General features: G+C 43.0%; 26 protein-coding genes. 10 read left to right on the forward strand and 16 right to left on the reverse strand.

Going from position 1 to position 26,441, the window contains the following annotated elements; translation table 11 throughout:
• Window positions 1–345 precede the first annotated feature (345 nt).
• Window positions 346–1,635, reverse strand: coding sequence for an AAA family ATPase (locus tag ACESPO_RS03500; protein WP_118188685.1), 1,290 nt, complete (start codon window positions 1,633–1,635; stop codon window positions 346–348).
• Window positions 1,636–2,006: 371 nt separating this feature from the next.
• Window positions 2,007–2,408, reverse strand: a complete 402-nt coding sequence (locus tag ACESPO_RS03505) for a hypothetical protein (protein WP_118188686.1) — start codon at window positions 2,406–2,408, stop codon at window positions 2,007–2,009.
• A gap of 118 nt (window positions 2,409–2,526) precedes the next feature.
• Here ACESPO_RS03505 and ACESPO_RS03510 point away from each other — a divergent pair, with 118 nt between their 5' ends.
• Both ACESPO_RS03510 and ACESPO_RS03515 read left to right on the forward strand, forming a co-directional pair.
• A complete protein-coding gene (locus tag ACESPO_RS03510) occupies window positions 2,527–2,763 on the forward strand; it encodes a helix-turn-helix domain-containing protein (RefSeq protein ID WP_118188691.1) in 237 nt (78 codons plus the stop codon).
• Window positions 2,764–2,976: 213 nt separating this feature from the next.
• The gene (locus ACESPO_RS03515) at window positions 2,977–3,231 is read left to right on the forward strand and encodes a helix-turn-helix domain-containing protein (protein ID WP_118188687.1); all 255 of its coding nucleotides are present in this window, start codon (window positions 2,977–2,979) and stop codon (window positions 3,229–3,231) included.
• Between the two features lie 101 nt (window positions 3,232–3,332).
• On the opposite strand, the gene ACESPO_RS03520 is transcribed toward ACESPO_RS03515, so the two are convergent.
• The 6 genes from ACESPO_RS03520 to spoIVA all read right to left on the reverse strand — a co-directional run bounded on the left by ACESPO_RS03520 (window position 3,333) and on the right by spoIVA (window position 7,793).
• Complete coding sequence (locus tag ACESPO_RS03520; protein WP_118188688.1) at window positions 3,333–3,638, reverse strand: hypothetical protein; 306 nt, start codon at window positions 3,636–3,638, stop codon at window positions 3,333–3,335.
• Window positions 3,639–3,901: 263 nt separating this feature from the next.
• On the reverse strand, window positions 3,902–4,243 hold the full coding sequence (locus ACESPO_RS03525) for an ATP-binding cassette domain-containing protein (protein WP_499788460.1): 342 nt from the start codon (window positions 4,241–4,243) through the stop codon (window positions 3,902–3,904).
• Window positions 4,195–4,407, reverse strand: coding sequence for a hypothetical protein (locus tag ACESPO_RS03530; protein ID WP_499788461.1), 213 nt, complete (start codon window positions 4,405–4,407; stop codon window positions 4,195–4,197). The genes ACESPO_RS03525 and ACESPO_RS03530 overlap by 49 nt, the downstream gene beginning before the upstream one ends.
• Window positions 4,408–4,441: 34 nt before the next feature.
• Window positions 4,442–5,485, reverse strand: coding sequence for a sensor histidine kinase (locus ACESPO_RS03535; protein WP_499788462.1), 1,044 nt, complete (start codon window positions 5,483–5,485; stop codon window positions 4,442–4,444).
• Entirely contained in the window at window positions 5,475–6,170 is a 696-nt protein-coding gene (locus tag ACESPO_RS03540) for a response regulator transcription factor (RefSeq protein ID WP_009262697.1), read from the reverse strand. The genes ACESPO_RS03535 and ACESPO_RS03540 overlap by 11 nt, the downstream gene beginning before the upstream one ends.
• A gap of 150 nt (window positions 6,171–6,320) precedes the next feature.
• A complete protein-coding gene (spoIVA, locus tag ACESPO_RS03545; RefSeq protein WP_120090770.1) occupies window positions 6,321–7,793 on the reverse strand; it encodes a stage IV sporulation protein A in 1,473 nt (490 codons plus the stop codon).
• Window positions 7,794–7,934: 141 nt separating this feature from the next.
• Between spoIVA and ACESPO_RS03550 the strand changes: the two genes are divergently transcribed.
• Window positions 7,935–8,546 carry a formate/nitrite transporter family protein gene (locus ACESPO_RS03550; RefSeq protein WP_270196279.1) on the forward strand — a complete coding sequence of 204 codons (612 nt, stop codon included), beginning with the start codon at window positions 7,935–7,937 and terminating at the stop codon, window positions 8,544–8,546.
• Window positions 8,547–8,743: 197 nt separating this feature from the next.
• On the opposite strand, the gene ACESPO_RS03555 is transcribed toward ACESPO_RS03550, so the two are convergent.
• The 4 genes from ACESPO_RS03555 to ACESPO_RS03570 all read right to left on the reverse strand — a co-directional run bounded on the left by ACESPO_RS03555 (window position 8,744) and on the right by ACESPO_RS03570 (window position 13,117).
• A complete protein-coding gene (locus tag ACESPO_RS03555) occupies window positions 8,744–9,757 on the reverse strand; it encodes an NAD(P)H-dependent glycerol-3-phosphate dehydrogenase (protein WP_008976114.1) in 1,014 nt (337 codons plus the stop codon).
• A 2-nt stretch (window positions 9,758–9,759) separates the two neighbouring features.
• Window positions 9,760–10,407: a glycerol-3-phosphate 1-O-acyltransferase PlsY gene (plsY, locus tag ACESPO_RS03560; RefSeq protein WP_009262700.1), complete on the reverse strand. Its 648-nt coding sequence runs from the start codon at window positions 10,405–10,407 to the stop codon at window positions 9,760–9,762.
• A 2-nt stretch (window positions 10,408–10,409) separates the two neighbouring features.
• Window positions 10,410–11,738, reverse strand: a complete 1,329-nt coding sequence (gene der, locus ACESPO_RS03565; protein ID WP_499788463.1) for a ribosome biogenesis GTPase Der — start codon at window positions 11,736–11,738, stop codon at window positions 10,410–10,412.
• A gap of 62 nt (window positions 11,739–11,800) precedes the next feature.
• Window positions 11,801–13,117: a DUF512 domain-containing protein gene (locus ACESPO_RS03570; RefSeq protein ID WP_207666980.1), complete on the reverse strand. Its 1,317-nt coding sequence runs from the start codon at window positions 13,115–13,117 to the stop codon at window positions 11,801–11,803.
• Between the two features lie 224 nt (window positions 13,118–13,341).
• On the opposite strand from ACESPO_RS03570, the gene ACESPO_RS03575 reads away from it, so the two are divergent.
• Window positions 13,342–14,514 carry a ribose-phosphate pyrophosphokinase gene (locus tag ACESPO_RS03575; RefSeq protein WP_009262702.1) on the forward strand — a complete coding sequence of 391 codons (1,173 nt, stop codon included), beginning with the start codon at window positions 13,342–13,344 and terminating at the stop codon, window positions 14,512–14,514.
• 139 nt (window positions 14,515–14,653) lie between these two features.
• Here the strand turns inward: ACESPO_RS03575 and ACESPO_RS03580 are convergent, their stop codons facing one another.
• The 4 genes from ACESPO_RS03580 to ACESPO_RS03595 form a co-directional block, all read right to left on the reverse strand.
• A complete protein-coding gene (locus ACESPO_RS03580) occupies window positions 14,654–15,991 on the reverse strand; it encodes a polysaccharide deacetylase family protein (protein WP_499788464.1) in 1,338 nt (445 codons plus the stop codon).
• Window positions 15,992–16,155: 164 nt separating this feature from the next.
• On the reverse strand, window positions 16,156–16,461 hold the full coding sequence (yajC, locus tag ACESPO_RS03585) for a preprotein translocase subunit YajC (RefSeq protein ID WP_008976120.1): 306 nt from the start codon (window positions 16,459–16,461) through the stop codon (window positions 16,156–16,158).
• Between the two features lie 94 nt (window positions 16,462–16,555).
• A complete protein-coding gene (gene tgt / locus ACESPO_RS03590) occupies window positions 16,556–17,689 on the reverse strand; it encodes a tRNA guanosine(34) transglycosylase Tgt (protein WP_008976121.1) in 1,134 nt (377 codons plus the stop codon).
• 17 nt (window positions 17,690–17,706) lie between these two features.
• The gene (locus ACESPO_RS03595) at window positions 17,707–19,569 is read right to left on the reverse strand and encodes a L,D-transpeptidase family protein (protein ID WP_499788465.1); all 1,863 of its coding nucleotides are present in this window, start codon (window positions 19,567–19,569) and stop codon (window positions 17,707–17,709) included.
• 159 nt (window positions 19,570–19,728) lie between these two features.
• Between ACESPO_RS03595 and aroC the strand changes: the two genes are divergently transcribed.
• The 6 genes from aroC (at window position 19,729) to ACESPO_RS03625 (ending at window position 26,424) form a co-directional block, all read left to right on the forward strand.
• Window positions 19,729–20,829 carry a chorismate synthase gene (aroC, locus tag ACESPO_RS03600; protein WP_499788466.1) on the forward strand — a complete coding sequence of 367 codons (1,101 nt, stop codon included), beginning with the start codon at window positions 19,729–19,731 and terminating at the stop codon, window positions 20,827–20,829.
• A gap of 344 nt (window positions 20,830–21,173) precedes the next feature.
• A complete protein-coding gene (locus ACESPO_RS03605) occupies window positions 21,174–21,713 on the forward strand; it encodes a helix-turn-helix domain-containing protein (RefSeq protein ID WP_499788467.1) in 540 nt (179 codons plus the stop codon).
• A 62-nt stretch (window positions 21,714–21,775) separates the two neighbouring features.
• Complete coding sequence (locus ACESPO_RS03610; RefSeq protein ID WP_008976125.1) at window positions 21,776–22,849, forward strand: ABC transporter ATP-binding protein; 1,074 nt, start codon at window positions 21,776–21,778, stop codon at window positions 22,847–22,849.
• Window positions 22,821–23,654, forward strand: a complete 834-nt coding sequence (locus ACESPO_RS03615; protein WP_008976126.1) for an ABC transporter permease — start codon at window positions 22,821–22,823, stop codon at window positions 23,652–23,654. The genes ACESPO_RS03610 and ACESPO_RS03615 overlap by 29 nt, the downstream gene beginning before the upstream one ends.
• Window positions 23,651–25,528 (forward strand): extracellular solute-binding protein, encoded by a 1,878-nt coding sequence (locus ACESPO_RS03620; RefSeq protein WP_120090760.1) that lies wholly within the window; start codon window positions 23,651–23,653, stop codon window positions 25,526–25,528. The genes ACESPO_RS03615 and ACESPO_RS03620 overlap by 4 nt, the downstream gene beginning before the upstream one ends.
• Window positions 25,528–26,424 (forward strand): RluA family pseudouridine synthase, encoded by an 897-nt coding sequence (locus ACESPO_RS03625; RefSeq protein ID WP_499788468.1) that lies wholly within the window; start codon window positions 25,528–25,530, stop codon window positions 26,422–26,424. Before ACESPO_RS03620 ends, ACESPO_RS03625 begins: the two co-directional genes overlap by 1 nt.
• Window positions 26,425–26,441 lie beyond the last annotated feature (17 nt).

Genomic DNA, 26,441 nt, shown 5'->3' on the forward strand with positions numbered 1-26,441 from the left:
CCACCTACCTTATCTCAAACGGGTAATACGCCCACAATGTGGACATTTACATGGGTTGGTAAACGGAATAACTTTTCTACCGCATTGGCAAATGTAATATTTGTACTTTAATCTCATAAAAATACCTCTTTCTAAAAATTTAATTTACAGTTACTATATTCAATCACATTTTTAGAAAAAGTCTGCATTTTTTTGCCTTTCTGGACACAAATTTCATATTGCAAACAGCAATTAAGCGTGATACAATGGTTACGGTTATTAATATTGTAGCGACGGCTGCTGCTTTTGTCGTCCTGCAGAACACCGGGCTGCAACTCGGTGTTTTTCTTTTTCATATTTTATGTGTTATTTTTCAAAAAACATTTCTGGGTTACATCCAAATGCCCCTTCAATAATTCGATTAGTTAAATTAACTTTTGCACGTGATGTCTTCAAATCACTCATTCTATGTAATGAACTTTTTCCATATAAATCTTTACTCGTAATCCAAACCTGGTCTCGTCTATATTCACCGGAAACTAGAAGTGGCTGATGCGATGTACATATAAGTTGTGCATGATTTGGATTACTCTCCTCATTAGTAAAAAGCCCAATTATCTCCTTAGCCAGAGAAAGATGCAATCCATTTTCAATCTCATCAATAACAAGCACCCCTCCTGATTCCAAAATATCATACAGATATGGTAATGCCGTGAAAAGTTTTACAGTACCTAATGATTCTTCTGCAAAGAAAGTCATAGGTGTACTACTTGTCTCCTTTCCATTCTCATAAACAGCATGTGCCGTATCTACCCCTACCGTCGTTTTAGTAGCTATGATTTCTCGATTTTCAAAATCATCCGTCTCAATTTTTTGACGGTCAATCTCTTCTTCTTCAAAAGAAACCTTTATATCTCTTAACGTAGGATCTGCTTTCTGGAGAATATTAATATATTTTCTTAATCGCTCCTCTGAAAATGATTCTTTCGATTTCGTAGGCTTTAATCTCGCTGCAGTCATACTAACAACTTGTATTCCTTGTATAGCGTCAACAATTTTAGACGCCAAACTGTTGTTCAATAATGCGGCTACTGGAAGACATAGAGCCTCTTCTTTAACTGCCTGCTTCTTATTTTCAAAATCTTTTAATTCAGAGCGTAAAACAATATCTTTATACAAGGAAGATGTTCTTTCAAGTAATTTTTCTGTTCTACGATATTTTTTTGTGAGCAACTCTGATTCAATCTTTTTTTCTCGTACCGAAAACTCATAATAATATGTAGTTTCATCAAGAACAATCTCTATTGCAAACTTCGATGGACGCTCTTGATAAGCCACATCAAACATAAATTGCTTTACCGGAGCATCAATTTCTTTAAATTGTGGTAAAGAGAGTAATTGAGAATTGTTCATTGCCAACAATGGTGACCAGTCTAATAATCTTTGAATCTCTCTTATGATTTTACAGAAGAAAGTCTTTCCCGAACCATTTGCACCATACAGAAAAGACACTTTATTAAACATCATGTCTCTACTTTCAAATGTGTTATTAAGAAATTCTTTTTTACTAATGTCTGTCTCTGTTGTAAATGTAATCCTATCTGCAAACGAAGTAAAATTCTCTACAGATAAGGATTTCAGGATTGTGTTATTCATCTTTCCTTCTCCTTTCATTCGATATAATAACTCATATATTTCTCAATGTCAATATATTATTCTTTATTTTTCTGCATTTGTGTTGTTATATATAGTTTAACTATGTTTTTCGATATTCCTGTATGTTTTCTACTTTTTACATTTCCATATTATTTAATTTGAAAAAATTTCCTATCTCTAGCTATAGAATAACTAAGTATAAAGTTGCATAGAATACTGCTACATCAATGAGTCAACATCTTTCAAAAAATGATATTTTCACCAAGTAATAAATCCCCCATTTTTAATGAGTAATTGAAATTTATTATCAGGATCTCCATTCTTTATCTTTTATAATTTCTTTTTCACTTTTCTGTAAAAAAGATAAACACCTACACGATGTCTGTCTCCGTGGGATCTACCATCTCTTTTTCCTGATACTGTTGTTTGATGATCTGTTCCAGCTGTTTCCGCATTTCCTGATCCGCTACCTGAGTACAAAACTCCTGAAGCCATTTATCATGTAAATGCTCATCTGCTTCTGTCGGATCCCAGGACACAATGCTGCAGGTTTCATCATACAGCAATTCCAACTGCCGAAACTGTTCACTGAACTGTCCTGCATATTCATTCCAGATTTCTAAGTTATACAGCTTCAATCCTAGAAAATCAGAAACATACGTCAGCCTGTCCAAATCTGAAAACGTCATTTTTTCCTTTCCCAGCAGGATTTCCCTGTCACGCTTTCCGCATAAAAGCAGGAAAGCAAACCGCTCTATATCCCTTTGGTGCATACCTATCACCCTTCTTGCAAATAATTCCTTATTACGAAACATTATAAAAAGCGAAACCAGTAAAATCAATATAAAGTTTCTTTATTGCGAAATATTCAAGAAATGGAAGGACTTTATGATACAGAAAATCAGACCAGATATGGATATCGGAAAAAATATACAGGCAATCCGTTATGCGAATAAACTTACCCAGGATCAGGTTGTCGCAAAATTGAACCTGATGGGAATTTCTATGTCCAAAAGTACCTATGCCAAACTGGAAACTAACCGTATGAACATCAAGGTTTCGGAACTTGTTGCCCTTGCTAAAATCTTCCATACCGATATCAACGCATTCTTTTCCGGGCTTCTCTAAACCGGAAAAGCAGCCACTTCTTAAATTTCTCTTGTACTATTGCTCTTTCTTATTCTCTCCGTTTTTCTTCAACCGATTCCATCATCCTATTTCCGTATATTTCTTGTCTCACTTTTACAACCGATTGTATTCCTAATCCCATGTAAAATCAATAGAAAAAGTGCAAAAAGTGAGACAAACCTGCCAACACTATTTGCAGGAGGGATTAGAAATATGCCGAAACCGAAAACATCCACCGGGGAGAAAAACCTGATCAGCCAAAGGCTCATTGAACTCCGTCGCCAGCATAATATGTCACAGCGGCTCTTAGCCTACCAGCTTCAGCTGAATGGATATGATATGGATAAAAATGTGATCACCAGAATTGAGACCAATAAGCGTTACGTCACAGATGTGGAATTAAAAGCGCTTACTGAGATTTTTAATGTTTCCTATGAATATCTCATCGAGGGAAAAGAAAGGTCATAGCTTCAATCACATGAGGCTGTGACTTTTCTTTCATTCCCTTTAATTTTGAAAGTATGTCTTGCGGTTTCTCCTTTTTTGCTGCCTGGCTATATTGGTCCAAACTATTGATTCTGGATTTCATGCACCAAATCCAATATTTCTTTGATCCGTTCTTGTTCCGCTTCTCCATGCGTATATTGCATTTCACTGGCATATCTCCAAAGCCCCTGAAGCATAATTTCCTCAAAAAGTTTCGGATAACCTGACACAGATTTCTCCAATCCCCAATACTCTCCTATTTCATTTGCAATCTTCTCCAGCTTTAAACGTTCACTATCATTACCGTTTCCTCGTTGTTGTGCATACACCCGTATTCCATACTGCGTTGCCTGCATAAGTTTCTGTTGTGTTGTAAATTTTTTACTCATTTTATGCTTCTCCTTTCCTTTTCAACCACAACACTACCTTGTTTTCCACGAGAAAGCTATTCACACATACCACCAAAATACCTCCTGTAAACCTGTCTATTATTGACAATAAAAAAACTGCTACAAGGCTCTCTTCCCTCATACCAGATATTAATACTTTCTTCCTACTCCATACACATTTTTTCTCATTACTTGTGTATCATGTACCTATATTGTCATGTAATCCTACTGTGTACACTCTATGTACAGTAAGCACATGGGGTTCAGTTTACATCCGCCAGAACAACTGGAGGTTTTGCGATCAATGCCCGTGCAATTGCTGCCCGTTGTTGCTGTCCACCAGACAATTCTCCCGGAAAGGCATCCAGCAGATCTTCCAGACGCAAAAAAGAGATGATAGAACGCAAGAGTTCCTCATCCGGCTTTCTTCCATCCAGCGTCAGCGGGAATACAATATTTTCATAAATATTTAGCATCGGCGCCAGATTGTAATTCTGGAAAATAAATCCGATCTTTCTTCTCCGGAAGACACTTTTCTCTTCCTCATCGAGATGATCTAAGACAACTTCTCCAATCTGTACGCGCCCCTCCGTCGGTTCGTCCAATCCTCCAAGCAAATGCAGCAGCGTAGATTTTCCGCTCCCTGAGATTCCATCACCGCAAGAAAGCATCCGCGCTCTACTTCCAGATCAATTCCGTCCAGCGCTTTGATCAAATGCGGTCCTCTCTGATAATACTTTTTCAGGTTTTTCGTCCGTAGCTGTATCATATTACTTTATCCCCCTTTTCCTCTGTCTCTTTTATCAGTCACTTCTTTTCGGAACGGTGGAATCTGGCTCGTTTAGAAGATAGACAGAAAATGTCGTCCCCTCCCCCACAACCGAAGCCACACTGATATACCCTTTCTCCAGTTCAATAATTTCCTTTGCGAGATGCAGGCCCAGACCGATCCCTTCCTCTCCTTCTGCCTCCGGCTCCCGGTAAAATCGCTGAAAGATTTTATTAAGATGCTCTGCCGCAATGCCCCTTCCAGTATCAGAGATATTAATCTTCGTATAAAATTGTCCCTGATTGACATCTATTTTGATTTTCCCGCCCTGATCTGTATATTTCACTGCGTTATCAAGCAGATTGAATACTGCTTCCACCGTCCATCTCCGGTCATGAATCAGTTCTGTCTCTTCCGGGCAGGAAACGGTGACAGTAATCCCTTTTTTCATCGCTTTCGGCATCACCTCGCTCATCGCTTCAGCAAGCGTATCAAGCAACGACTGACGCTTCTGATGCAAAGAGACAAGCCCGGTCTCCAGTCTGGACATCTTTGTCATCGCATCCATCAAAAAATTGATTTTCTCTGTCTGTGCCTCCATCATCGTAAAAAACTGTTTCTTTCTCTCCTCGGAAAGGTTTTTCCGCCCAAGAATTTCTGCAAACATCTTTAAATTTGCTGCCGGAGTTCTCACTTGATGCGCAATATCCGATACCATACTCTGAATCATTTCTTTTTCCTTTTGATTCTCCTCCCGTGTATAGATCATAATTTCATGATACTGTTTCATCCGATCCTGGATCTTTACAGTCAATGTATCATGATACTCCGAAAAACTGATCTCCTCTTTTTCCGCAATCATATCATCCAGCGTGTCTAGCAACTTTTCCGCATGTTTTACAAGCATTTTTCTTAGAAGCATCATTTCCAGCAGGCATACAAAGACTACTGTACATACGATGATCATTGCACCACACGCAAATAGTTGCTGGTTCAGAGGCAGACAGAAAAGAACTGCGATCCCTCCAACTGCAAGCACGAGGGTCAGCACCATCGTTTCACACATTTTATGCCTCATGCCCTTCCCCCCGCGCAAAAAGATATCCCATTCCATAAATGGTCTGAATATATTTATGAGATGTATCCTCGATCTTTTTTCTCAACCTGGTCATATTGACTGTCAGCGTATGCTCATCAATAAAATTTTCATCACAGTCATAAAGTCGTTCCAAAAATACCTGTCTTGTCAGGATCCTCCCCGCATTTTCCACAAAAAGCTTTAATATCCGATATTCATTCGGCGTCAGGAGCAATGTTTCTGTCCCCCTCTGTGCAGTCATTTTGTCAAAATCAATCCGGAGATATCCATCGTCATATTGCCCCTGATCCCTTTTCTCATTTTGTCCTGTACGTTTCAGGATCACCGCAATTTTTCTTTTGAGTATCGATGGAGAAAACGGCTTTGTCACATAATCATCTGCACCGAGATCATAGCCTCCTAACACATCCTCTTCTTCTTTTCTTCCCGTCAAAAACATAACCGGAACGGTATATCGTTTTTTAATCTCCTTGTAAAATGTAAATCCGTTTCCATCTGGAAGATCTACATCCAGCAATAGCAGATCAAATTTTGATGTCTCCAACAACTGTCCCGCCTTCTTCAAAGAGTGTGCTGCAACCGTCAGATAATCTTCCTCCTCCAGTTCAAAGCAAAGCCCGGCAGAAAGTGCAATGTCATCTTCCACAAGTAGTATTTTCTTCATATACCCCTCTCCTCACTCTTCCTTTGTATTTTCCATTTTAAATTTATGTATTTTTATACACTTTTGAAATAATTTTACTATATTCCAGTACTTTTTACAATATTTCAAAAATTATTTTATTACATTGTGTAAAGCATACTAATTTTCATTTTAAATAATAATACAAACCATTCCCCCATTGCTGTCATTGACGATCTTCTGCATGGAATCCTGAAGTTTCACTTGACTTTCATCGGTGATTTTTGTAATCTTCCCACGGATTCCATCTGTGACAAGTTCCTCGATCGATTTGCCGAAAATGTTTGTATTCCAAATTCCCTCTGCTGATGCGCTCGTCTCATTGATATAGCGCACAAGATCCTCTGCCTGTTTCTCACTTCCTACGATTGGTGCAATCTCTGTCTCGATGTTTGCGCGGATCATATGGATAGACGGCGCTTCTGAATGAATTTTTACGCCAAACTTACTGCCCTGTTTGATGATGACTGGTTCTTCCAGATGGATTTCCTCCCTCTTCGGTGTGACAACCCCATATCCTTTGAGGCGCACAGCATCCATCGCATCTTTGACCTGCTCATACTCTTCTTTCATTTGGGCAAGTTTTTTCATCGTTCCAATCAACTCATATTCTCCGCCGATCTTCGTTCCAGTCAGCTCACTAAGAAGTTCATAATAAAATGTCTCTGCCAGTTCCATCCGGATCTTCACCTTTCCGGTATCCATCTGAATCTCATCGATCTTGACCTCTTCAATGTAAGGACTATCAATCTTTGGCAGTCCGTCCGCTGCATTCCGGATTGTCTGAAGCCCCGCCATGATTTCTTTTACATGTACGAGCAGATCTGCCTTGATCTTATGGTCCATCGGCAGCATCTCCACCCATTTTGGTATGTAAAATTCCACCTCTGCAATTGGAAATTCAAATAAAATCTGTCGGATAATATGATGGATGTCATCTTCCCGAAGCTGTTCACAATTGACCGGAAGTGCACTGACTCCATATTTTTCTTCGATAGATGCAGCAAGTTTTTTTGTCTCTTCACTATATGGCTTCTGTGTATTGACAAGCACAATGAACGGTTTCCCGATCGACTGCAGCTCTCGAATTGTCTTTTCCTCCGGTGCAACATAACTATCCCGCTTTAGTTCCCCAAAACTCCCATCCGCCGTCACTACAATCCCGATCGTTGCATGTTCATGGATCACCTTCTTTGTCCCGATGGTCGCAGCTTGTGTAAATGGGATTTCATGGTCAAACCATGGTGTCTTCACCTGCCGCTCCGCATCATTTTCCATATACCCGGTTGCCCCCTCTGCCATATAGCCGACACAGTCGATCAGTCTCACTTTTGCCTTCACATCCTGTGAAAGCTGGATCTCTGCCGCCTCCTTCGGGACAAATTTCGGCTCTGTTGTCATAATCGTCTTCCCTGATGCAGACTGTGGCAGTTCATCTCTCGTCCTCGCCCGACTGTTTGCATCGGTCATATTCGGCAGTACGAGCAAGTCCATAAATCGTTTGATAAAAGTTGATTTTCCAGTACGCACCGGCCCTACAATGCCCAGATAAATTTCCCCATTTGTCCTTGCCTCAATGTCTTTGTATAAATGAAACGTCTCCATAAGAATACCCCCTTGCTATGCTGATACAATCTATGCAAAAAAAGCCAGTTTTAGAATCTCCGCTATTCTATTTATTTTTTTCTTTTTCCTAAAGCATTTTTATGCTATAATATTGCGGAATAACTACAAACGAGGTGAAACATGAATATTTTGACAACATTAAAAAAATCTATCATCGGAGGATTTCTGATCGGCTTTGGCGGAACTGTCTACTTAAATATGGACAATAAGATCGTCGCTGCATTCCTCTTCGGTCTCGGACTGTTTACGATCATCAATTTCGAGTTGAACTTATATACCGGTAAGATCGGCTATCTTTCAAAAGAGAACTGGAGAGAAATACTTCTGACACTGATTGGTAATTTCATCGGTACCAACCTCTTTGCGTTTCTCGTACTTCAGACACGCCTTGCAGGAAAATTAAAAGAAGTAGTTGCTCCGGCCGTGGAACTAAAATTGTCTGACAATCTGTTAAGCACATTCATCCTTGCGATTTTCTGTGGAATCCTGATGTCCATCGCAGTTGGAACCTTTAAAAAGCTTCCAAATATTTTAGGAACACTGGCCGTCTTTTTGTGCGTGGCAGTCTTTATCCTCGCCGGATTTGAACACTGTGTAGCGAACATGTTCTTCTTCGCACTCTCAAGTTCTCCGGCAGACTATCTTCTGACACTGCTCGTGGCAATTGCCGGAAACAGTCTTGGCGGAATCGCATTCTACAGACTGACAAAAATAAAAGAAGCTGAAGTCTAAATAAGTTGATCGCACCTGTGACCGGGCTTTCCCTGGTCAGGTCATCCCTATATCCGGTACAACGAAAAACTCCTTCTCGTCAAGAAATGAATTGCTTTTCATTTTCTTTTGACGAAAAGGAGTTTTATTTTATTCAGGATTCCACTGCTGACTAAAAACAGTTTGAAATCCTTTTTCTCTTTCAATATTCAAATATCTTATGCTTCCCACGGCAGATCCGAATGTTCTGTCTTTCCATCCCGGAGCATCAGTTCTTTTACCGCCTCTGCCGCGCTCTTTCCTTCAAAGAGAACTGCATTGACCTGCTCAATGATCGGCATCTGCACTTCATATTTCTGTGCAAGCTTTACGGCTGCCTTTGTAGAATAGACACCTTCCACAACCATCTGCACTTCATCCATCGCCTGCTGCATCGTCCTTCCCTGACCGATCAGATAACCTGCTTTCCGATTCCGGCTGTGCACACTTGCACAAGTTACAATCAGATCTCCGATTCCGGTCAGTCCGGTGAAGCTCTCGATCTTTCCACCCATCTTCACCCCGAGGCGTGCGATCTCTGCAATTCCTCTCGTGATCAGAGCAGCCTTCGTGTTATCCCCGTATCCAAGTCCATCGGCAATTCCGGCAGCAAGCGCAATGACATTTTTCAGTGAGCCGCCAAGCTCGATCCCGAGAATATCCGGGCTTGTATAGACACGAAAGACTTCATTCATAAACATCTTCTGAAGATATTCGGCAGTCTCTTTTGTACGCGCCCCTACGACACAAGTCGTCGGAAGACATCTTCCGACTTCTTCCGCATGGCTCGGACCGGACAATACCGCCACATCCGCCTGTGGAATTTCCTGCTCAATCTGCTCAGAAAGTGTCATCAGTGTGCTTTCCTCGATTCCCTTTGCCACATTGACGATTTTCTGTCCTTCTTTCACAAACGGAGCCATCTTCTTTGCAGTTGCCCTCGTAAACGGAGAAGGCACCGCAAGCACCATGAAATCCTGATCTGTAATTGCTTCCTGAATCTCATTGGTAAATTTCATCGTCTGCGGAAGTTTCACTCCCGGCAGCTTGCTTTTGTGCTCCCGCTCACGGTCAAGCATCTCCACCTCTGCCTGATCGATCGACCATACCGTCACATCATGCCCGTTTTTATCCAACAGTAATGCAAGTGCTGTCCCCCAGCTTCCTGCGCCCAATACTCCAGCTTTTGCCATAATCAGTCCTCCTGTTTCTTCTTTGCACCAAACTTATTTTCCGTTCCATTTAACAGTCTTTTGATATTTGCCCTATGCTTATAAAATGCAGACAACATTAAAAAGACTGCGATCGCATACATCTCATACAGATGTGCCTGAGAAAGTCCAAATCCTCCGCGCTGTCCATATACAACAACCTCCACAACAAACAGCACAACAATTGTAAGAGATCCCAGAGAAACATATCTGGTAATTCCGACGATTACCCAGAAAACGATTGCCGCGATCAGCATCATCATCGGATTTGTCGCAAAAATCAACCCTGCGGTCGCCGCAATCCCCTTTCCGCCCTTAAATTTTAAATAGAACGGATAGTTGTGTCCGAGCACAGCGCCCATTCCTGCATACATGGAAAGAAGTGCTAATTCCTCTGGGTAAGCCTGACTATAAAGTATATGTACGATCCACACTGCCACCACACATTTTAAGAAATCTCCGAGAAACGTGATCATTCCCGCTTTCCATCCTAATGTCCGCAGTGTGTTTGTCGTTCCGGCGTTACCGCTTCCATGCTGCCTGATGTCAATATGTTTCCATTTTCCATAGAGATATCCCGTCTGCAGCAGCCCGCAGACATATCCTATGATCACACAGACCAAACGTTCCATAATTATCGGTCTTTCTCCTTTCTCTCGCGGATAAAGAATTTTAACGAGGTTCCCTTAAATCCAAATGCCTCGCGGATCTTATTTTCCAGATAGCGTGTGTAAGAGAAGTGCATCAGTTCCTTATCGTTGACAAAAATGACGAAGGTCGGCGGCTTCACTGCCACCTGCGTAATATAGTAAAGTTTTAGTCTCTTTCCTTTATCTGACGGCGGCTGCTGCATCGCAACGGCTTCCATCATAATCTCATTGAGTACTCCGGTCGAAATACGAAGTGTCTGATTCTCCAATACCATATCGATCATATCGAACAGTTTTGGAAGGCGCTGCCCCGTCTTCGCAGACACATACATGATCTCTGCATACGGCATGTATGACAATACCTGACGAACATTCTTTTCATACTCATACATCGTCTTGTCATTTTTCTCAATGGCATCCCATTTATTTACAATAATAATCACACCTTTGCCGCGCTCATGAGCGATTCCGGCAATCTTAGCATCCTGCTCTGTGACACCTTCCACCGCATCGATCACAACTAAGACGACGTCTGCCCGCTCCACAGCTGTCACCGTACGGATAATACTGTATCGTTCCAGTTCTTCTTTGATCTTATTCTTTCTACGAAGTCCTGCTGTGTCGATGAAGACATATTCTTTTCCATTCCATGTAATCTCTGTATCGATGGCATCTCTTGTCGTTCCTGCAATATTGGAAACGATCACACGGTTCTCTCCGACCAGTTTATTGATGATCGAAGATTTTCCCACATTCGGCTTTCCGACAATCGCGATCCGAGGTCTCTCATCCTCTTCTTCCTCTGCAGAATGCTCCGGAAAATGTACAGCGACTGCATCTAGCATATCTCCCAGTCCAAGTCTTGAGGATGCAGAAATCGGGATTGGATCTCCGATTCCCAGATTGTAAAATTCATACACATCTGCCATCAGCTTCTGGAAGCTATCCACCTTATTTACAACTAATACGACCGGCTTTCCAGAACGGCGCAGCATATCTGCCACTTTGGAATCCGAATCCTGAAGTCCTTGTCTGACATCCGTGATAAAGATGATCACATCCGCAGTATCAATCGCAATCTGCGCCTGCTCTCTCATCTGTGCAAGAATGATATCCTTGCTGTCCGGCTCAATCCCGCCTGTGTCAATCAGGGTAAATTCCCGATCAAGCCATGTTACTTCTGCATAAATTCTGTCCCTTGTGACTCCCGGCGTGTCTTTCACGATGGAAATCATCTCTCCTGCCAGCGCATTGAATAATGTAGATTTTCCTACATTCGGTCTTCCTACGATGGCAACTACTGGTTTACTCATAGTTTCACTCCTATATCTGTCTTATTTTGTTATTTTCTTTTGTCTTTGTTCTGACAAGTCACCTATATCTTCTCATCCAGAACTGCTTCGATGAGATCTTGTCCGCTTGATTTTACAATATCTATCTGCACTTGTAAAGCCTCTTTCAGCTGATCTAAGGTAACATCATCAAGAAATACTTCTTCGCCGTTTCTTAACATACAGCACGGCAGAAGCAATCTGCTTCCAAGCGGTCTGCCAGAAAGCTGTGCCTTCAGATCCTGCCCGGTGATCAGTCCCGCTACAGTGATCAGCTCTCCGAAGAAATCATTTCGAATCTCATAGAGATGGACAATCACATTTGGATATTTTGTCTGAAGTGTCTCGATCATTCTTTTTAAATACGGATACGCAAGTTTTCCGGTTGCCAGGGAAATCTCTGTCTCTCTGTCATCCCCGGACAATTTCTCAAATGCCTCCTGAAACTCGTTCTGCAAAAGTCTTGTAGTGCCGACTCCGTTTTCCAGCTGAAGGTAACCGTCGTAACGCTCTTCCTCCGGCATCTCCTCCCCGGCAAGAATGTACCATTCATCTCCTGCATGGATAAAGTGTGTTCCATATTCCTCATAGATTTTCTTCTGCCAACGGTGAATGATCGCAAGCACTTCCTTCGCCTCTTCTTTTGTAAATGGCTCCAACGGATACAGTCCGTCGCGGAATTTTGTCAATCCAACCGGAACGACCGATACACTCTGCAAATGTGGCAGATATGCTGTCATATCACGAATGCTCCGCTCCAGCTCCTCGCCGTCATTGATTCCTTTACAGAGCACGATCTGCCCATTCATCGTGATGCCGCCCTCATAGAGTGTCTGTACCTTCTTCAGTGCATCCCCCGCAAACCGGTTGTGCAGCATCTTACACCGCAGTTCCGGGTTCGTTGTATGAAAGGAAATATTAATCGGCTCCAGATGATACTGTACGATCCGGTCAATATCATGATCACTCATATTTGTCAGCGTGATGTAATTTCCCTGCAGGAAGGAGAGTCTGGAATCATCATCTTTAAAATAAAGTGTCTCTCGCATTCCTTTCGGCATCTGGTCGATGAAGCAGAACATACATTTATTTCTGCAGGAACGATACTCGTCCATCAGCCCCTGCTCAAACTCGATCCCCAAATCTTCCTCATAGTCCTTCTCAATCTCCAGCTCCCACTCTTCTCCGTCCGGCTTCTCGATCAGAAGTACAAGTTCTTCGTCATTTACAAGATAATGGTAATCAAAAACATCCTCTATTTCCTTGTCATTGATACTGATCAGGCAGTCCCCCGGCTCCACGCCAAGTTCCCACGCAATACTTCCGTCCTCCACGGAACGGATGATATGTCTATGTTTCATATTGTCTTCTCCTAATTCTACTACTTCCAAACAAATACCGCCTGTATTTCGTCAAAATTTTTACATCTCTTTCGAAACATGCGTTTTCTGCCATATTTGTTTCTGGCTTCCTTTTATCATACTAGATTTTTAAGGAAAAAGCAATTTTTTACACCTCTTTCTTGCCCCACAGATCAAAAAGTGATATAAATGAAATGTCAATAAATTTTTTAACGGAGGCCATTATGCCAAATATTCAATTATTAGAAAAAACTCTTCCGGCGGCACCGCTTCGCATTGCAGCACTGGAAAGCTGTCTGCCGCTGGCACAAAAAGTCGACGACTACATCGTGACATTCCGGAAAAGTGCCCTGGAATCCATGCAGTCTTCTGCACTTTACGCAAACTACAAAAAGGACAGTTACCTTCTGAAAACTTCCTGCCCGCGTTTCGGCTCAGGAGAAGCAAAAGGAATGATCCACGAATCTGTCCGCGGTGCAGATTTATTTGTCATGGTAGATGTGTGCAATTATAGTCTGACTTATTCTGTCAACGGACATTTAAATCACATGTCCCCGGATGACCATTACCAGGATTTGAAACGTATCATTTCCGCAGCTACCGGAAAGGCGCACCGCATCAATGTGATCATGCCATTCCTCTATGAAAGCCGCCAGCATAAGCGCACAAAGCGAGAGTCTCTTGACTGTGCACTCGGACTGGAAGAACTGATTGATATGGGTGTCAGCAATATTCTCACCTTTGATGCCCACGACCCGCGCGTGCAGAACTCAATCCCACTGAAAGGATTTGACAACTTCAGCCCGGCATATCAGTTCATGAAAGCATTGTTCCGTGCAGAATCCGACTTAAAAGTAGACAAGGATCACCTGATGATCATCAGCCCGGACGAAGGTGCGATGCACAGAGCTGTCTATTTCTCAAACGTGCTCGGCGTAGACATGGGTATGTTCTATAAGAGAAGAGATTACTCTACAGTTGTCAACGGGAAAAATCCGATCGTTGCCCACGAATTCCTCGGAGACGACGTAAGTGGAAAAGACGTGATCATCCTCGACGATATGATTTCTTCCGGAGAAAGTATGTTAGACGTGGCAAAACAATTAAAAGACCGCCACGCAAACCGCGTATTTATCTGCACAACTTTCGGACTTTTCACAGAAGGATTGGGAAAATTTGATGAATACTATGAGAAAGGGTACATCGATCGCGTGATCACGACAAACCTCACTTACCTGCCTGCAGAGGCTTCTGAAAAGCCATATTTTGTTGTGGCAGATATGAGTAAGTTCCTTGCGTTGATCATTGATTCCCTGAATCACGACATTTCCATCGGTTCCGTATTAAATCCAACCGATAAAATCCACAGACTGTTGGAAACTTATAAAAAAAGATAGAGAAACTGTGCAAGTCACAATTTATAAAGTCTACGAGGGAGATAACACAAAGCAATGTGTCTCTCCCTCTTCGTTTTATCTAACTGTCATACTTTTCCATTTATCAATTATTTTTCATACCCACACGGAAAGATGCATTTTATTGTTGCTGTTCGTTCACCTCTTCGTGGTGATACTCCCCTTCAAATACCTCTTCCTGTGGCTGTACTTTTGCTTCCCCAGACTCTGCGGCTCCCGGTGGGAAGGAATAATACTGATGACCATTCTCCAATACGACTCTTCTTGCCTCGGCAAGTTCACTGACTGTCACAAGCTGATATCCCTGCTCCACAAGCTTTGGAATCAACTCCAGTGCAGCATCGATCGTCGTGGAATGAATATCATGCATCAATACGATATCTCCATCTTTCACGGTATTCAGCACACTATCTACCGTCGCTTTTGCATTTTTTGTCTGCCAGTCCAGTGTATCCACGGACCACATAATAAATGGCATTTTCACAGTCTGTTTCAGTGTGTCACTGACTGCCCCATAAGGCGGCCGAAGTGTTGTAGTGCCATTTGCAACAAATCCGTTGATGATTCTGTTCGTACCATCCACCTCGTCTAAAATTCCCGCCGGATCCATCGTAGATAAGTTCGCATGTGTCATCGAATGGTTGGAAAGTTCACATCCCTGCTTTGCCATTCGCTTGATCAACTCCCCGTTGTTCTGTGCATTCTGCCCAAGCATGAAAAAGGTTGCTCGTGAGTTATATTTTTCCAATTGATCCAGCAATTCCCCGGTCCGCTTGCCTGGTCCGTCATCAAATGTCAGTGCAAGCATAGGTTTATTCGGATCAATAGAACTCTCTTCGGATTTCAATTTTCCATCTTTTGCAAATTGATAAGTTTTGACACCAATCCGCAGTTCTCCGGTTACCAGATTTCCTTCCCCGTCAAAATAGTATTTCTCTCCGTCATCTTCTACCCATCCATTTTGCACATAAGTCCCATCCGGCTGCTTAAACTTCTTGCCATCCCACTCGCCATATTTATTTTTTACAGTCAACGTACCATCCTGCGTCTCAAAAAATACGGACTGAGACAGTTCCCCTTCTAGTTTCTTCTGCAAATCATCTGAAAGTTTTATTTTGACCGGAAAGGTTCCTTCTTTTGTCCCGTCCGATTCACATTCCAGCGTGTAGTCTTTCCCCTCTGTCAGACTTTCCATAAACTGCTGTGCCGTATACTGCTCTTTTTCATCTAACGTAGTCTTCATCGCACCTTCCCCATGAATATCCACAGAAAACTTTGGAAGTTCACTGTCCTGGTACATCGTCTCTGACTTCGCCTTCACAGAAATCACTGCCAGTCCACTCTTTTCAGAAGCCGCTGCCGTACTGAAAAGTATGACCGACAGCAGGCAAAGAACTACGATGCTGATCAGTTTCTTTTTAACGCGTTCCCGCTTGCGCGCGCGCTTTATCTGCCTCATAAATTTTGTACCCCCTAAACTTTTGTAACACTTTTTCTCTTTTCAGTATACACAATTTCCCACCAGACTGCAATCGTATTTCCCGCACATTTCATACGCCTTTTCGAAGCAAAAAATACCTTCCATTCCAGACAGCTTTCCGTCCAAAATGAAAGGTATTCTAATTATTCTTCGTTTACTTTTTCTACTTGAATAATTGCAGATTTCTGCATTGGGATACGACAGTTTCTGTTATTTCCAAACTCTACGATCACATCATCGTCTGTGATATCGATCAGTACACCGTAAAATCCACTTGTTGTCAATACTGTATCTCCTACTTCCATAGAAGCAACCATCGCCTGAATTCTCTTCTGCTCTTTTCTCTGCGGGCGGAACAGAAAGAACCACATACCTCCGATCAGTACTGCATACACTAAGATAATGGAAAACATTCCACCAGCTCCACCTGACGCTAATAAACCATTCATACTAAATTCCTCCTACTTCTCAATTAAGCACTATTGCTATGATACACAATTTCTGCTGAGACATCAAGTTATTTTTAGAAATTTTATGATTTGTTTATATCTGTCCGCGTGTGAATCCTTCCAGTTTCTGCTTCTTGTACTCCTTATATCTTCCTTCCTCGATCGCTGTGCGGATTTCTTCCATCATATTGTTATAGAAATACAGATTATGCAGCACGCACAGACGCATACCAAGCATCTCTTTTGCTTTCAGCAAATGGCGGATATAGGCTCTGCTGTATTTGCGGCAGGCCGGACACTGACAACCTTCCTCGATCGGTCTGTCATCCAGCTCATATTTTGCATTGAACAGATTCATCTTTCCATGATTCGTGTAAACATGCCCATGTCTTCCATTTCTACTTGGGTAAACACAATCAAAGAAATCAACACCTCTGTCAACCGCCTCAAGAATATTTGCCGGCGTTCCAACTCCCATCAGATAAGTCGGCTTGTCCTGTGGAAGATATGGAACTGTCGCGTCAATGATCCGATACATGTCTTCATGGGATTCTCCCACTGCCAGTCCTCCGAGCGCATAACCATCCAGATCAAGTTCCGCAATCCGTTTCGCATGTTCGATGCGGATATCTTCATAAATACCACCTTGATTGATTCCAAACAGCATCTGCTGCTTGTTGATCGTATCTTCCAGGCTATTCAGCCTTGCCATCTCTTTTTTACAGCGCTCCAACCAGCGCACCGTGCGATCTACCGAGTGCTGGATATAGTTGCGGTCTGCCACACTGGACGGACATTCATCAAACGCCATCGCAATCGTAGATGCTAAATTGGACTGGATCTGCATACTCTCCTCTGGTCCCATGAAAATTTTCTTTCCATCGATGTGGGAGTGGAAGTATACGCCTTCCTCTTTGATCTTTCGCAATCCTGCAAGAGAAAAGACCTGAAATCCACCTGAATCTGTCAGAATCGGCTTATCCCACACCATAAATTTATGCAGTCCCCCAAGTTTTTTTACTACTTCATCTCCCGGACGCACATGTAGATGATAGGTATTAGAAAGCTCTACCTGCGTCTTAATTCCTTGAAGATCTTCTGTGGAGACAGCACCTTTGATCGCTGCTGCTGTTCCCACATTCATAAATACCGGCGTCTCGATCACACCATGTACTGTTTTCAGTCTTCCTCTTTTGGCAAGACCATCTCTTTTTATTAATTGATACATTCTTTTTCTCCTCTGACTTAATAATGACAAATAACCGGAACTCCTGCACTGATCAAGTTCAGCAGCTGCCCTGCCTTATCAATCGGCATATTGATACATCCATGAGAACCGGCACTCTGATACAGACTGCCCCCAAATGCCGGCTGCCAGTCCGCATCGTGGAATCCGACTCCACTCCAGGTAAACTGCATCCAGTATCTTACTTCTTGTTTATAGATTGGTTCTCCTGTCTCCGGATCGTTCTCTCCGACAAGAATAGACGGACTTTCTTTATAAAGTACATCGTAGACCCCTTCTGGTGTTATCCTGTCCGGCGTCGGAAGTCCTGATACGATATCTGTCTCCAACACTACATTTCCATTCTGGATATACCACATATGCTGAGTAGATAAATCCACTTCTGCATACGTATTGCCCCAGTCTGTCGCACCAAATGACGCAGCACGTTTTTCATAGATAGGCTCTCTCTGTACCGGCTTTCCTCCGGCAATATCTGCCTTCAACTGCTCAATCTCTGCCGGCTCATCAATACTCCATCCGTATGTACCGCCAGATACAGTCGCAGCTTTGCCGGTTGGTGTCGTAAAACTTCTCGTCTTTCCTACTGTATCATATCTGGATGCGAGATCTCTTACATATGCAGAAATCCCATCCGTCGTAAATGTGACATTCATATTCTCGTCGACTGTAATCCACTCTGCAAGCTTTGCCTTGTCAATTCCTTCCGGAGTCGCTCCCATCTGATAAGTGACCGTTCCTCCGAGGTACGAATTCATCTTATCTCTCGCCGCCACAACTTCAGGTGAATCTTCAGTAAATTTTGGCTTAAGGTAGCACCCTTCCTTTTCCAGATCCACCTCATGCTGGAATCCACTGATCTTCTCCTTGATCTTCTGGCGGAAGATTTCCTGATCCAACTGTGTGCCCTCTACCTCTTTTGTAATCACGAATGTATTCCCGTCAAATGTCGGCTTCGCAGATACTGACGGTGTCTGATTCTCCGGCTTCATGCACTGAAGTCCACTGATCAATGCATCTAATGCCGCCTCATCGTACTGGACATCCACTTTCGCCTCTGCGCTTCCCTTTTGGAACAATGCCCGAATCCACAGAAACGCATTCTGATCTTTTACAATCTTCTCCAGTTCTTTCCCAGGAAGATATTCCAGAGAAATATCCTCTCCACTGATCACTTCTGTTCCGCCATCATTTTCCTTCAAGGTAAGTGTATAACCTTGTACCTGCTTCTCCATATAAGACTCTGCTTCTTTTACCGTCTTACCTGAAAAATCATTTCCGTTGATGGTTGTATTAAAATAAAAATGCTTTGTAAAATAGAAAGCAAATCCAAGGTAAACAAGCACTGCCGCTCCAAGAATCCCTCCTGCGATAAACAATACCTTCTTCTTCATCTGCTCTTTCTTCTCGCTGCTTTTGCCATTTTTCTGATGATTCTGCTTTGCTGAATGGCTTCCTGATGAGTTCTTCGCGTTCTGTTTCAGCTGCATCTCAGAAGATCTTCTGCTCTCCTCCCTGTGTTGGGAATTCTTTTTGACAGATTCTTCCTGATGATTTTTCTTCTGCTCATGCTGCTTCTGTCCATGCTGCTTCTGTAGTTCTTTCCGCGCAAGATTCTTTGCCTTTTGTGTCCGTAACTCTTTTGGAAGTTCAGCCGTAAACTGCGCCTTCTGAAGATCAGATCTTTGGGCACGCGGCCGCGGATTCTTTCTTTTCTTTTCTTTCTTCTCTATCTCTTCTATATTCTCCTCATCCGGACCATCATCCAGACGATAGGAGAAGTATTCGATGTCATCTACACGCCCGTCTGCATGTCTGTTCCCAGATCCCTGGCGTCTTCTCTTATCATTCGTGCCGCCCATATAGTATCTATTTCCTTTCTCTAAACAATATCTAGTAAACATTATAATACGTCCCTTTCTAAAAGTACAGTATAAAATAAGCATTGCCACTTTTTTTAACTTCCTATATAATAATGACAAAAGTTTGTAATATTTTTGTCACGAAAGGAGTTTTTATATATGGCTGGTTCCTATTTTGGAAATTCATTCCGCATCACAACCTGGGGAGAATCCCACGGTCCGGCAATCGGTGTCGTCATCGATGGATGTCCTGCCGGACTTGCACTCTCCGCGAAAGAAATCCAGTGCTTTCTCGACCGCAGAAAGCCTGGTCAAAGCCGCTACACGACACAGCGAAACGAATCGGATCAAGTAGAAATCCTCTCCGGTGTATTTGAAGGACGTACGACCGGAACACCAATTTCATTAATTGTTCGCAATCAAGATCAACGCTCCAAAGATTACGGAAATATCGTTTCCTGCTACCGTCCCGGACATGCCGACTTTACTTTTGACAGCAAGTATGGATTCCGTGACTATCGCGGAGGTGGTCGTTCTTCCGGGCGTGAGACGATCGGCCGTGTCGCTGCCGGTGCTATTGCCTCCAAACTGCTCGCAGAAATGGGGATTACTATCATGGCTTACACCAAGTCGATCGGACCTGTTACCGTTCCTACATCTGAATATCATCTGACTGAGATTATGGAAAATGCTCTGTATATGCCTAATAATACATATGCCGGACAGGCAAAAATATACTTAAAAGAATGTATGGAAAAACAGGATTCTTCCGGAGGAGTCGTTGAATGTACCGTTCACGGAATGCCTGCCGGAATCGGTGAGCCTGTTTTTGAAAAGCTCGATGCCGCTCTCGCCAAAGCCGTTATGTCCATCGGTGCTGTCAAAGGTGTGGAGATTGGTGACGGTTTTCAGGCAGCCACTTCTCATGGAAGTATCAACAACGATGCCTTCACCTGCGAAAACGGCTCCATCTCAAAGCTGACAAATCATTCCGGCGGAATCCTCGGAGGAATGAGCGACGGCTCAGACATTGTCCTGCGCGCTGCGTTTAAACCGACACCTTCTATTTCACAAGTACAGCAGACTGTGACAACTACATCTGAGAATATCGATCTTTCCATTCACGGACGCCATGATCCGATCATCGTTCCGCGTGCAGTCGTTGTCGTAGAGTCCATGGTGGCACTCACACTGATCGATCTGTTATTTGCCAACATGAGTTCCAGACTGGATAAGATTCTTTCCTTTTACAAAAGATAAGATCCAAAAGAATCTATAAGCCATTTTTAATAATATTTTTCGTTCGCGTATGATATTCTTTCAGACAATATTATACGCGAACGTTTTGTCTGTCTTTAGTTTAACAAATTTTTTTTACTTTTCTTTTCATTCTTTCTTAATCTTTTCTGAAATTCTTTTCTAAGCCCTATCACCTGCATAACCTATCAAGGCGGATAACCTTCAACAAAGTCTGTTTTTCTTCATTTTCTGATTGACTATTACCTGAAATAGAGTATAATAATATAGGCACATTTGTTTAGAAATAGTAAACTTTTTGTTTATTTATAATAGTACTTATACGTATGGAAAGGATGTCCGTATATATGAATATAGGCAATAAACTCAGGGAATTGCGCATGGAGAAAGGACTTACGCAGGAAGAACTTGCCGATCGGGCAGAACTTTCGAAGGGATTTATCTCCCAGATAGAAAGAGATCTTACCTCCCCTTCGATTGCAACGCTGGTCGATCTACTGCAATGTCTCGGGACAAATCTGAAAGATTTCTTCTCCGATGACTCCGATGATCAGATCGTATTTCCTAAAGAAGATTTCTTTGAAAAAACAGACGCGGAACTTCTCAACACCATCGAATGGATCATCCCGAATGCACAGAAGAATATGATGGAACCAATCCGTGTCACCTTACTCCCCGGAGGCTCCACTTACCCAGACAGACCCCACGAGGGAGAGGAATTCGGATATGTCCTTCAAGGAGTGATCCATATCCATCTCGGGCAGCGGGTATACACGGCCAAAAAGGGAGAGACTTTCTATTTTACCCCGAACTGTGAACATTCGATCAGTGCAGGAAAAAAGACTGGTGCAAAATTTATCTGGGTAAGCACACCACCCAGTTTTTAATTATTTCTAATTGTTTTCATGTACAAAACATCTATTTAACAAAACGAAGGAGGAGTGAGCATATGGCTAACAAATTAATTGATATTGTAAATGTATCAAAATCCTACGGGGACAATCTCGTCCTCGATGAACTCAACTTATATATCAGGGAGAATGAATTTCTGACACTGCTCGGACCGAGCGGATGCGGGAAGACAACTCTACTCCGCATCCTGGGCGGATTTGAGAGCTGTGATTCCGGACACATTATTTTCGACGGAAAAAATATCAATAATGTCCCGCCAAATAAGCGACAGCTAAACACAGTCTTCCAGAAATATGCTCTGTTTTCCCACATGTCCATTGCAGAAAATATTGCATTTGGACTGAAGATCAAAGGGAAATCAAAAGCATATATCAATGACAAAATCCGCTATGCGCTAAAGCTTGTCAACCTCGATGGTTACGAGAACCGTACTCCGGACTCTTTAAGCGGCGGACAGCAGCAGCGGATCGCTATCGCCCGCGCGATCGTCAATGAGCCAAAAGTGCTCCTGCTCGACGAACCTTTAGGCGCTCTCGACTTGAAATTGAGACAGGATATGCAGTATGAGCTGATCCGTCTGAAAAACGAACTCGGAATTACATTTATCTATGTTACCCACGACCAGGAGGAAGCGCTCACAATGTCCGACACCATCGTCGTGATGAATCAGGGATATATCCAGCAGATCGGTACGCCGGAAGATATCTACAACGAACCGGAAAATGCATTTGTCGCTGACTTCATTGGGGAAAGCAATATTCTTCCGGCTGTCATGGTCGAAGATAAACTGGTAAAAATTCTCGGCGTCAATTTCCCATGTGTTGATGTGGGATTTGGAAAAAACAAACCTGTCGATGCTGTGATCCGCCCGGAAGATATTGATCTTGTAAAACCAGAAGAAGGACTTCTCGAGGGAGTCGTGACACACCTGATCTTTAAAGGCGTTCACTATGAGATGGAAGTTTCCGCAAATAACTTTGACTGGCTTGTACATAGTACAGACATGGTTCCGGTCGGCACGACTGTTGGAATCAAAGTAGACCCATTTGATATCCAGATTATGAAAAAGCCAGAATCTGAAGATGAGGAGGCGGTTCCAGTTGAAGAGTAAAAAATTACTTGCCGGACCGTACTTATTCTGGTCGGTATCTTTTATCATCATCCCGCTTCTGATGATCTTCTATTATGGGCTGACAGATCAGGATGGTGCCTTTACCTTTGCAAACCTTGCAAAGATTACAACACCGGAGAACTTAAAAGCGCTCGGACTTGCGCTTCTTTTGTCTCTGATCAGTACTTTAATCTGCCTTGTCATGGCATATCCACTGGCGATGATCCTCGCCTCCATGAATGTCAACCAGACAAGCTTTATTGTATTGATCTTCATCCTTCCGATGTGGATGAATTTTTTGCTCCGCACGCTCGCATGGCAGACTTTATTAGAAAAGAATGGTGTGATCAACAGTATTCTGTCGTTTTTCCACCTGCCGCAGCTTGCGATCATCAACACACCTTATGCGATCATTCTTGGTATGGTCTATAACTTTTTGCCATTTATGGTACTTCCGATCTACAACGTGCTCGTAAAGATTGACAAAGATGTGATCAATGCCGCACGAGATCTCGGCGCAAACAACCGTCAGACCTTCTTTAAAATCATACTGCCATTGACCGTTCCGGGAATCATCAGCGGAATTACCATGGTATTTGTTCCGGCGCTCACAACCTTCGTCATCTCCGATCTTCTTGGTGGAAGTAAAATCCTTCTGATTGGAAATGTCATCGAGCAGGAATTTAAACAAGGAAGCAACTGGCATGTCGGCTCCGGACTTTCACTCGTGCTGATGATCTTCATTATTTTAAGTATGGCTCTCATCGCCAAATATGATAAAGACGGGGAGGGAACTGCATTTTGATTAAAAATACATTACAGAAAATCTACCTGGGGCTTATTTTCATTTTACTTTATGCCCCAATCATTACCCTTGTCGTGCTGTCTTTCAACAATTCCAAGACACGCGCCAAATGGGGGGGCTTTACCGGAAAATGGTACGTTGCCCTTTTTCAGAATGAGCAGATTATGAATGCGCTCTACACAACATTGATCATCGCCCTTCTTTCGGCGCTGATTGCCACACTCATCGGAACCGCCGCCGCGATCGGCATTCAGGCAATGCGAAAAAGAGTCCGTACAGCGATGATGGCTGTCACCAATATCCCGATGCTAAATGCAGATATCGTGACTGGAATTTCCTTAATGCTCTTATTTATCGCATTCCGCTTTTCACTTGGATTTGCAACGATCCTCATGGCACACATTACGTTCAACATTCCTTATGTCATCTTAAGTGTCATGCCAAAATTAAAGCAGACAAACCGTCGGACTTATGAAGCTGCACTGGATCTTGGAGCCTCTCCAATCTATGCATTTTTCAAAGTAGTTTTCCCGGATATCCTTCCGGGTGTCTTCTCGGGATTTCTGCTTGCCTTTACGATGTCCCTTGATGATTTTGTCATCACTCACTTTACAAAAGGACCAGGCGTGGACACACTGTCCACAAAAATTTACAGTGAAGTTCGAAAAGGGATCAAACCGGAGATGTATGCGCTTTCGACCTTGTTGTTTGTATCCGTGCTAATCTTGCTGATTCTCGTCAATGTTTCTCCTTCTTCCAAAGAAGGTAGCACCAGAAAATATGTCAGCAAAAAAAGTAAAGCTGCCCGCTTTGTATTCCGGCGCCTCGTTCCTGCAGTTATGGCAATCGTGATCATCGCCGGAGGATTTTTCTACGGTTCAAAGAGATCCGTCAGTGGTGATAATCAGGTAATTGTCTACAACTGGGGAGAATACCTTGACCCGGAAGTAATCACTATGTTTGAGGAAGAAACCGGCATCTCGGTTGTCTATGAAGAATACGAAACAAACGAAATCATGTATCCAAAAGTGCAGTCCGGCGCCATCGCCTACGATGTTGTCTGCCCATCCGACTATATGATCCAGCGCATGATCGAGAATGACTTGCTCGCAGAAATTAATTTTGATCATATTCCAAATATAAAAAACATTGGCACACAGTATATGGAGCAATCCCGCCAGTTTGATGCAGAAAATAAATATTCTGTTCCGTACTGCTGGGGTACTGTCGGAATCCTCTATAACAAAAAAATGGTTAAGGAACCGATCGACAGCTGGTCTGTCCTCTGGGACGAAACATACAAAGACAATATTTTGATGCAGGACAGTGTCCGCGATGCATTTGCTGTTGCTCTGAAATACCTTGGATATTCTTTAAACTCCACAGACCTAGATGAGCTTGAAGCTGCAAAAGCACTGTTGATCGAACAGAAACCGCTTGTGCAGGCATATGTAATTGACCAGGTCCGCGATAAGATGATCGGAAATGAAGCCGCCATTGGTGTTATCTATTCCGGAGAGGCTATTTATACCCAGCTGGAAAATCCGGATCTGGAATATGTGATTCCAAAAGAGGGCTCCAACGTATGGATCGACTCCTGGGTCATTCCAAAAAATGCAAAGCACAAAGAAAATGCAGAGGCATTTATCAACTTCCTCTGCCGTCCAGACATCGCCAAGATGAACTTTGACTACATCACTTACTCAACACCTAACATAGAAGCAAGAAAACTGATCAAAGATCCTGCAATCCGCAACAGCACTATCGCATTTCCGGATGCTTCTGAATTAGAACGGTGTGAGACATTCCAGTTCCTCGGCGACGAGAACGATGTGCTATACAATGAATTATGGAGGGAGATTAAATCAAAATAATGAAACGGACATTTACCTATCCGATCCATCATGAAATGGCCGGCATGACGATCCAGTCTTTCCTAAAGCAACAGCAGTATTCCAGTCAGGTGATCACGCATTTAAAGCGGACACCTGACGGCATCTGCCGAAACGGTGTCTGGGCACGGGTACACGAAGTGCTGCAAAGTGGAGATCTTCTTACGATTTCCATCGTGGAAGAAACTTCCTCAGAGCACATCGTTCCCGTGCCTCTTCCATTTCCAATCGTATACGAAGACAAAGATCTGCTTGTGATCAATAAACCTTCCGGCATGCCGATTCATCCTTCTCAGGGAAATTATGAGAATACGCTCGCCAATGCTGCTGCTTACTACTTTGCTTCTCAGAACATTCCTTTCACCTACCGCTGTATCAACCGCTTAGACCGGGATACTACCGGGCTTCTGATCATTGCCAAACATATGTACAGCGCTTCTCTTTTGTCCAATATGGTCGCCAGACGAGAGATTCATCGAGAATATCTTGCCGCTGCCACCGGTCTTGTCGAAGAGTCTGGGATGATTGAAGCACCGATTGGGCGGGCAAACGGTTCTACCATCGAGCGCTGTGTCGACTTTGCGCACGGTGATTATGCCTGCACCCATTTTCACCGGCTTGCTTATCAAAATGGGTATTCTCTCGTTTCTCTCAAACTAGAGACCGGGCGCACCCACCAGATCCGTGTTCATATGAAATATATTGGGCATCCGCTTCCGGGAGATTTTCTCTACCATCCAGAGGATCACTGTATAGACCGTCAGGCACTGCACTCTTACCGACTCTCCTTTATCCATCCAATCACAAAACAGTCACTGACCTTCACAGCACCTCTGCCAGAAGATATGCAGGCAATTTTTCAAAAGACCACAACGTAAAAATGAGCGTGACGTAA

Source organism: Coprococcus sp. HPP0074 (genome assembly GCF_964238105.1).
GTDB classification, from domain to species: Bacteria; Bacillota; Clostridia; order Lachnospirales; family Lachnospiraceae; genus Faecalimonas; species Faecalimonas umbilicata.

What these genes read in the sequence shown, in the direction of transcription:
- ACESPO_RS03500 (WP_118188685.1), bottom strand. Translation starts at nt 1,635, where the DNA reads ATGAATAACACAATCCTGAAATCCTTATCTGTAGAGAATTTTACTTCG.
- ACESPO_RS03505 (WP_118188686.1), bottom strand. Translation starts at nt 2,408, where the DNA reads ATGCACCAAAGGGATATAGAGCGGTTTGCTTTCCTGCTTTTATGCGGA.
- ACESPO_RS03515 (WP_118188687.1), top strand. Translation starts at nt 2,977, where the DNA reads ATGCCGAAACCGAAAACATCCACCGGGGAGAAAAACCTGATCAGCCAA.
- ACESPO_RS03520 (WP_118188688.1), bottom strand. Translation starts at nt 3,638, where the DNA reads ATGAGTAAAAAATTTACAACACAACAGAAACTTATGCAGGCAACGCAG.
- ACESPO_RS03530 (WP_499788461.1), bottom strand. Translation starts at nt 4,407, where the DNA reads ATGATACAGCTACGGACGAAAAACCTGAAAAAGTATTATCAGAGAGGA.
- ACESPO_RS03535 (WP_499788462.1), bottom strand. Translation starts at nt 5,485, where the DNA reads ATGAGGCATAAAATGTGTGAAACGATGGTGCTGACCCTCGTGCTTGCA.
- ACESPO_RS03540 (WP_009262697.1), bottom strand. Translation starts at nt 6,170, where the DNA reads ATGAAGAAAATACTACTTGTGGAAGATGACATTGCACTTTCTGCCGGG.
- spoIVA (WP_120090770.1), bottom strand. Translation starts at nt 7,793, where the DNA reads ATGGAGACGTTTCATTTATACAAAGACATTGAGGCAAGGACAAATGGG.
- ACESPO_RS03550 (WP_270196279.1), top strand. Translation starts at nt 7,935, where the DNA reads ATGAATATTTTGACAACATTAAAAAAATCTATCATCGGAGGATTTCTG.
- ACESPO_RS03555 (WP_008976114.1), bottom strand. Translation starts at nt 9,757, where the DNA reads ATGGCAAAAGCTGGAGTATTGGGCGCAGGAAGCTGGGGGACAGCACTT.
- plsY (WP_009262700.1), bottom strand. Translation starts at nt 10,407, where the DNA reads ATGGAACGTTTGGTCTGTGTGATCATAGGATATGTCTGCGGGCTGCTG.
- der (WP_499788463.1), bottom strand. Translation starts at nt 11,738, where the DNA reads ATGAGTAAACCAGTAGTTGCCATCGTAGGAAGACCGAATGTAGGAAAA.
- ACESPO_RS03570 (WP_207666980.1), bottom strand. Translation starts at nt 13,117, where the DNA reads ATGAAACATAGACATATCATCCGTTCCGTGGAGGACGGAAGTATTGCG.
- ACESPO_RS03575 (WP_009262702.1), top strand. Translation starts at nt 13,342, where the DNA reads ATGCCAAATATTCAATTATTAGAAAAAACTCTTCCGGCGGCACCGCTT.
- ACESPO_RS03580 (WP_499788464.1), bottom strand. Translation starts at nt 15,991, where the DNA reads ATGAGGCAGATAAAGCGCGCGCGCAAGCGGGAACGCGTTAAAAAGAAA.
- yajC (WP_008976120.1), bottom strand. Translation starts at nt 16,461, where the DNA reads ATGAATGGTTTATTAGCGTCAGGTGGAGCTGGTGGAATGTTTTCCATT.
- tgt (WP_008976121.1), bottom strand. Translation starts at nt 17,689, where the DNA reads ATGTATCAATTAATAAAAAGAGATGGTCTTGCCAAAAGAGGAAGACTG.
- ACESPO_RS03595 (WP_499788465.1), bottom strand. Translation starts at nt 19,569, where the DNA reads ATGGGCGGCACGAATGATAAGAGAAGACGCCAGGGATCTGGGAACAGA.
- aroC (WP_499788466.1), top strand. Translation starts at nt 19,729, where the DNA reads ATGGCTGGTTCCTATTTTGGAAATTCATTCCGCATCACAACCTGGGGA.
- ACESPO_RS03605 (WP_499788467.1), top strand. Translation starts at nt 21,174, where the DNA reads ATGAATATAGGCAATAAACTCAGGGAATTGCGCATGGAGAAAGGACTT.
- ACESPO_RS03610 (WP_008976125.1), top strand. Translation starts at nt 21,776, where the DNA reads ATGGCTAACAAATTAATTGATATTGTAAATGTATCAAAATCCTACGGG.
- ACESPO_RS03615 (WP_008976126.1), top strand. Translation starts at nt 22,821, where the DNA reads ATGAGGAGGCGGTTCCAGTTGAAGAGTAAAAAATTACTTGCCGGACCG.
- ACESPO_RS03625 (WP_499788468.1), top strand. Translation starts at nt 25,528, where the DNA reads ATGAAACGGACATTTACCTATCCGATCCATCATGAAATGGCCGGCATG.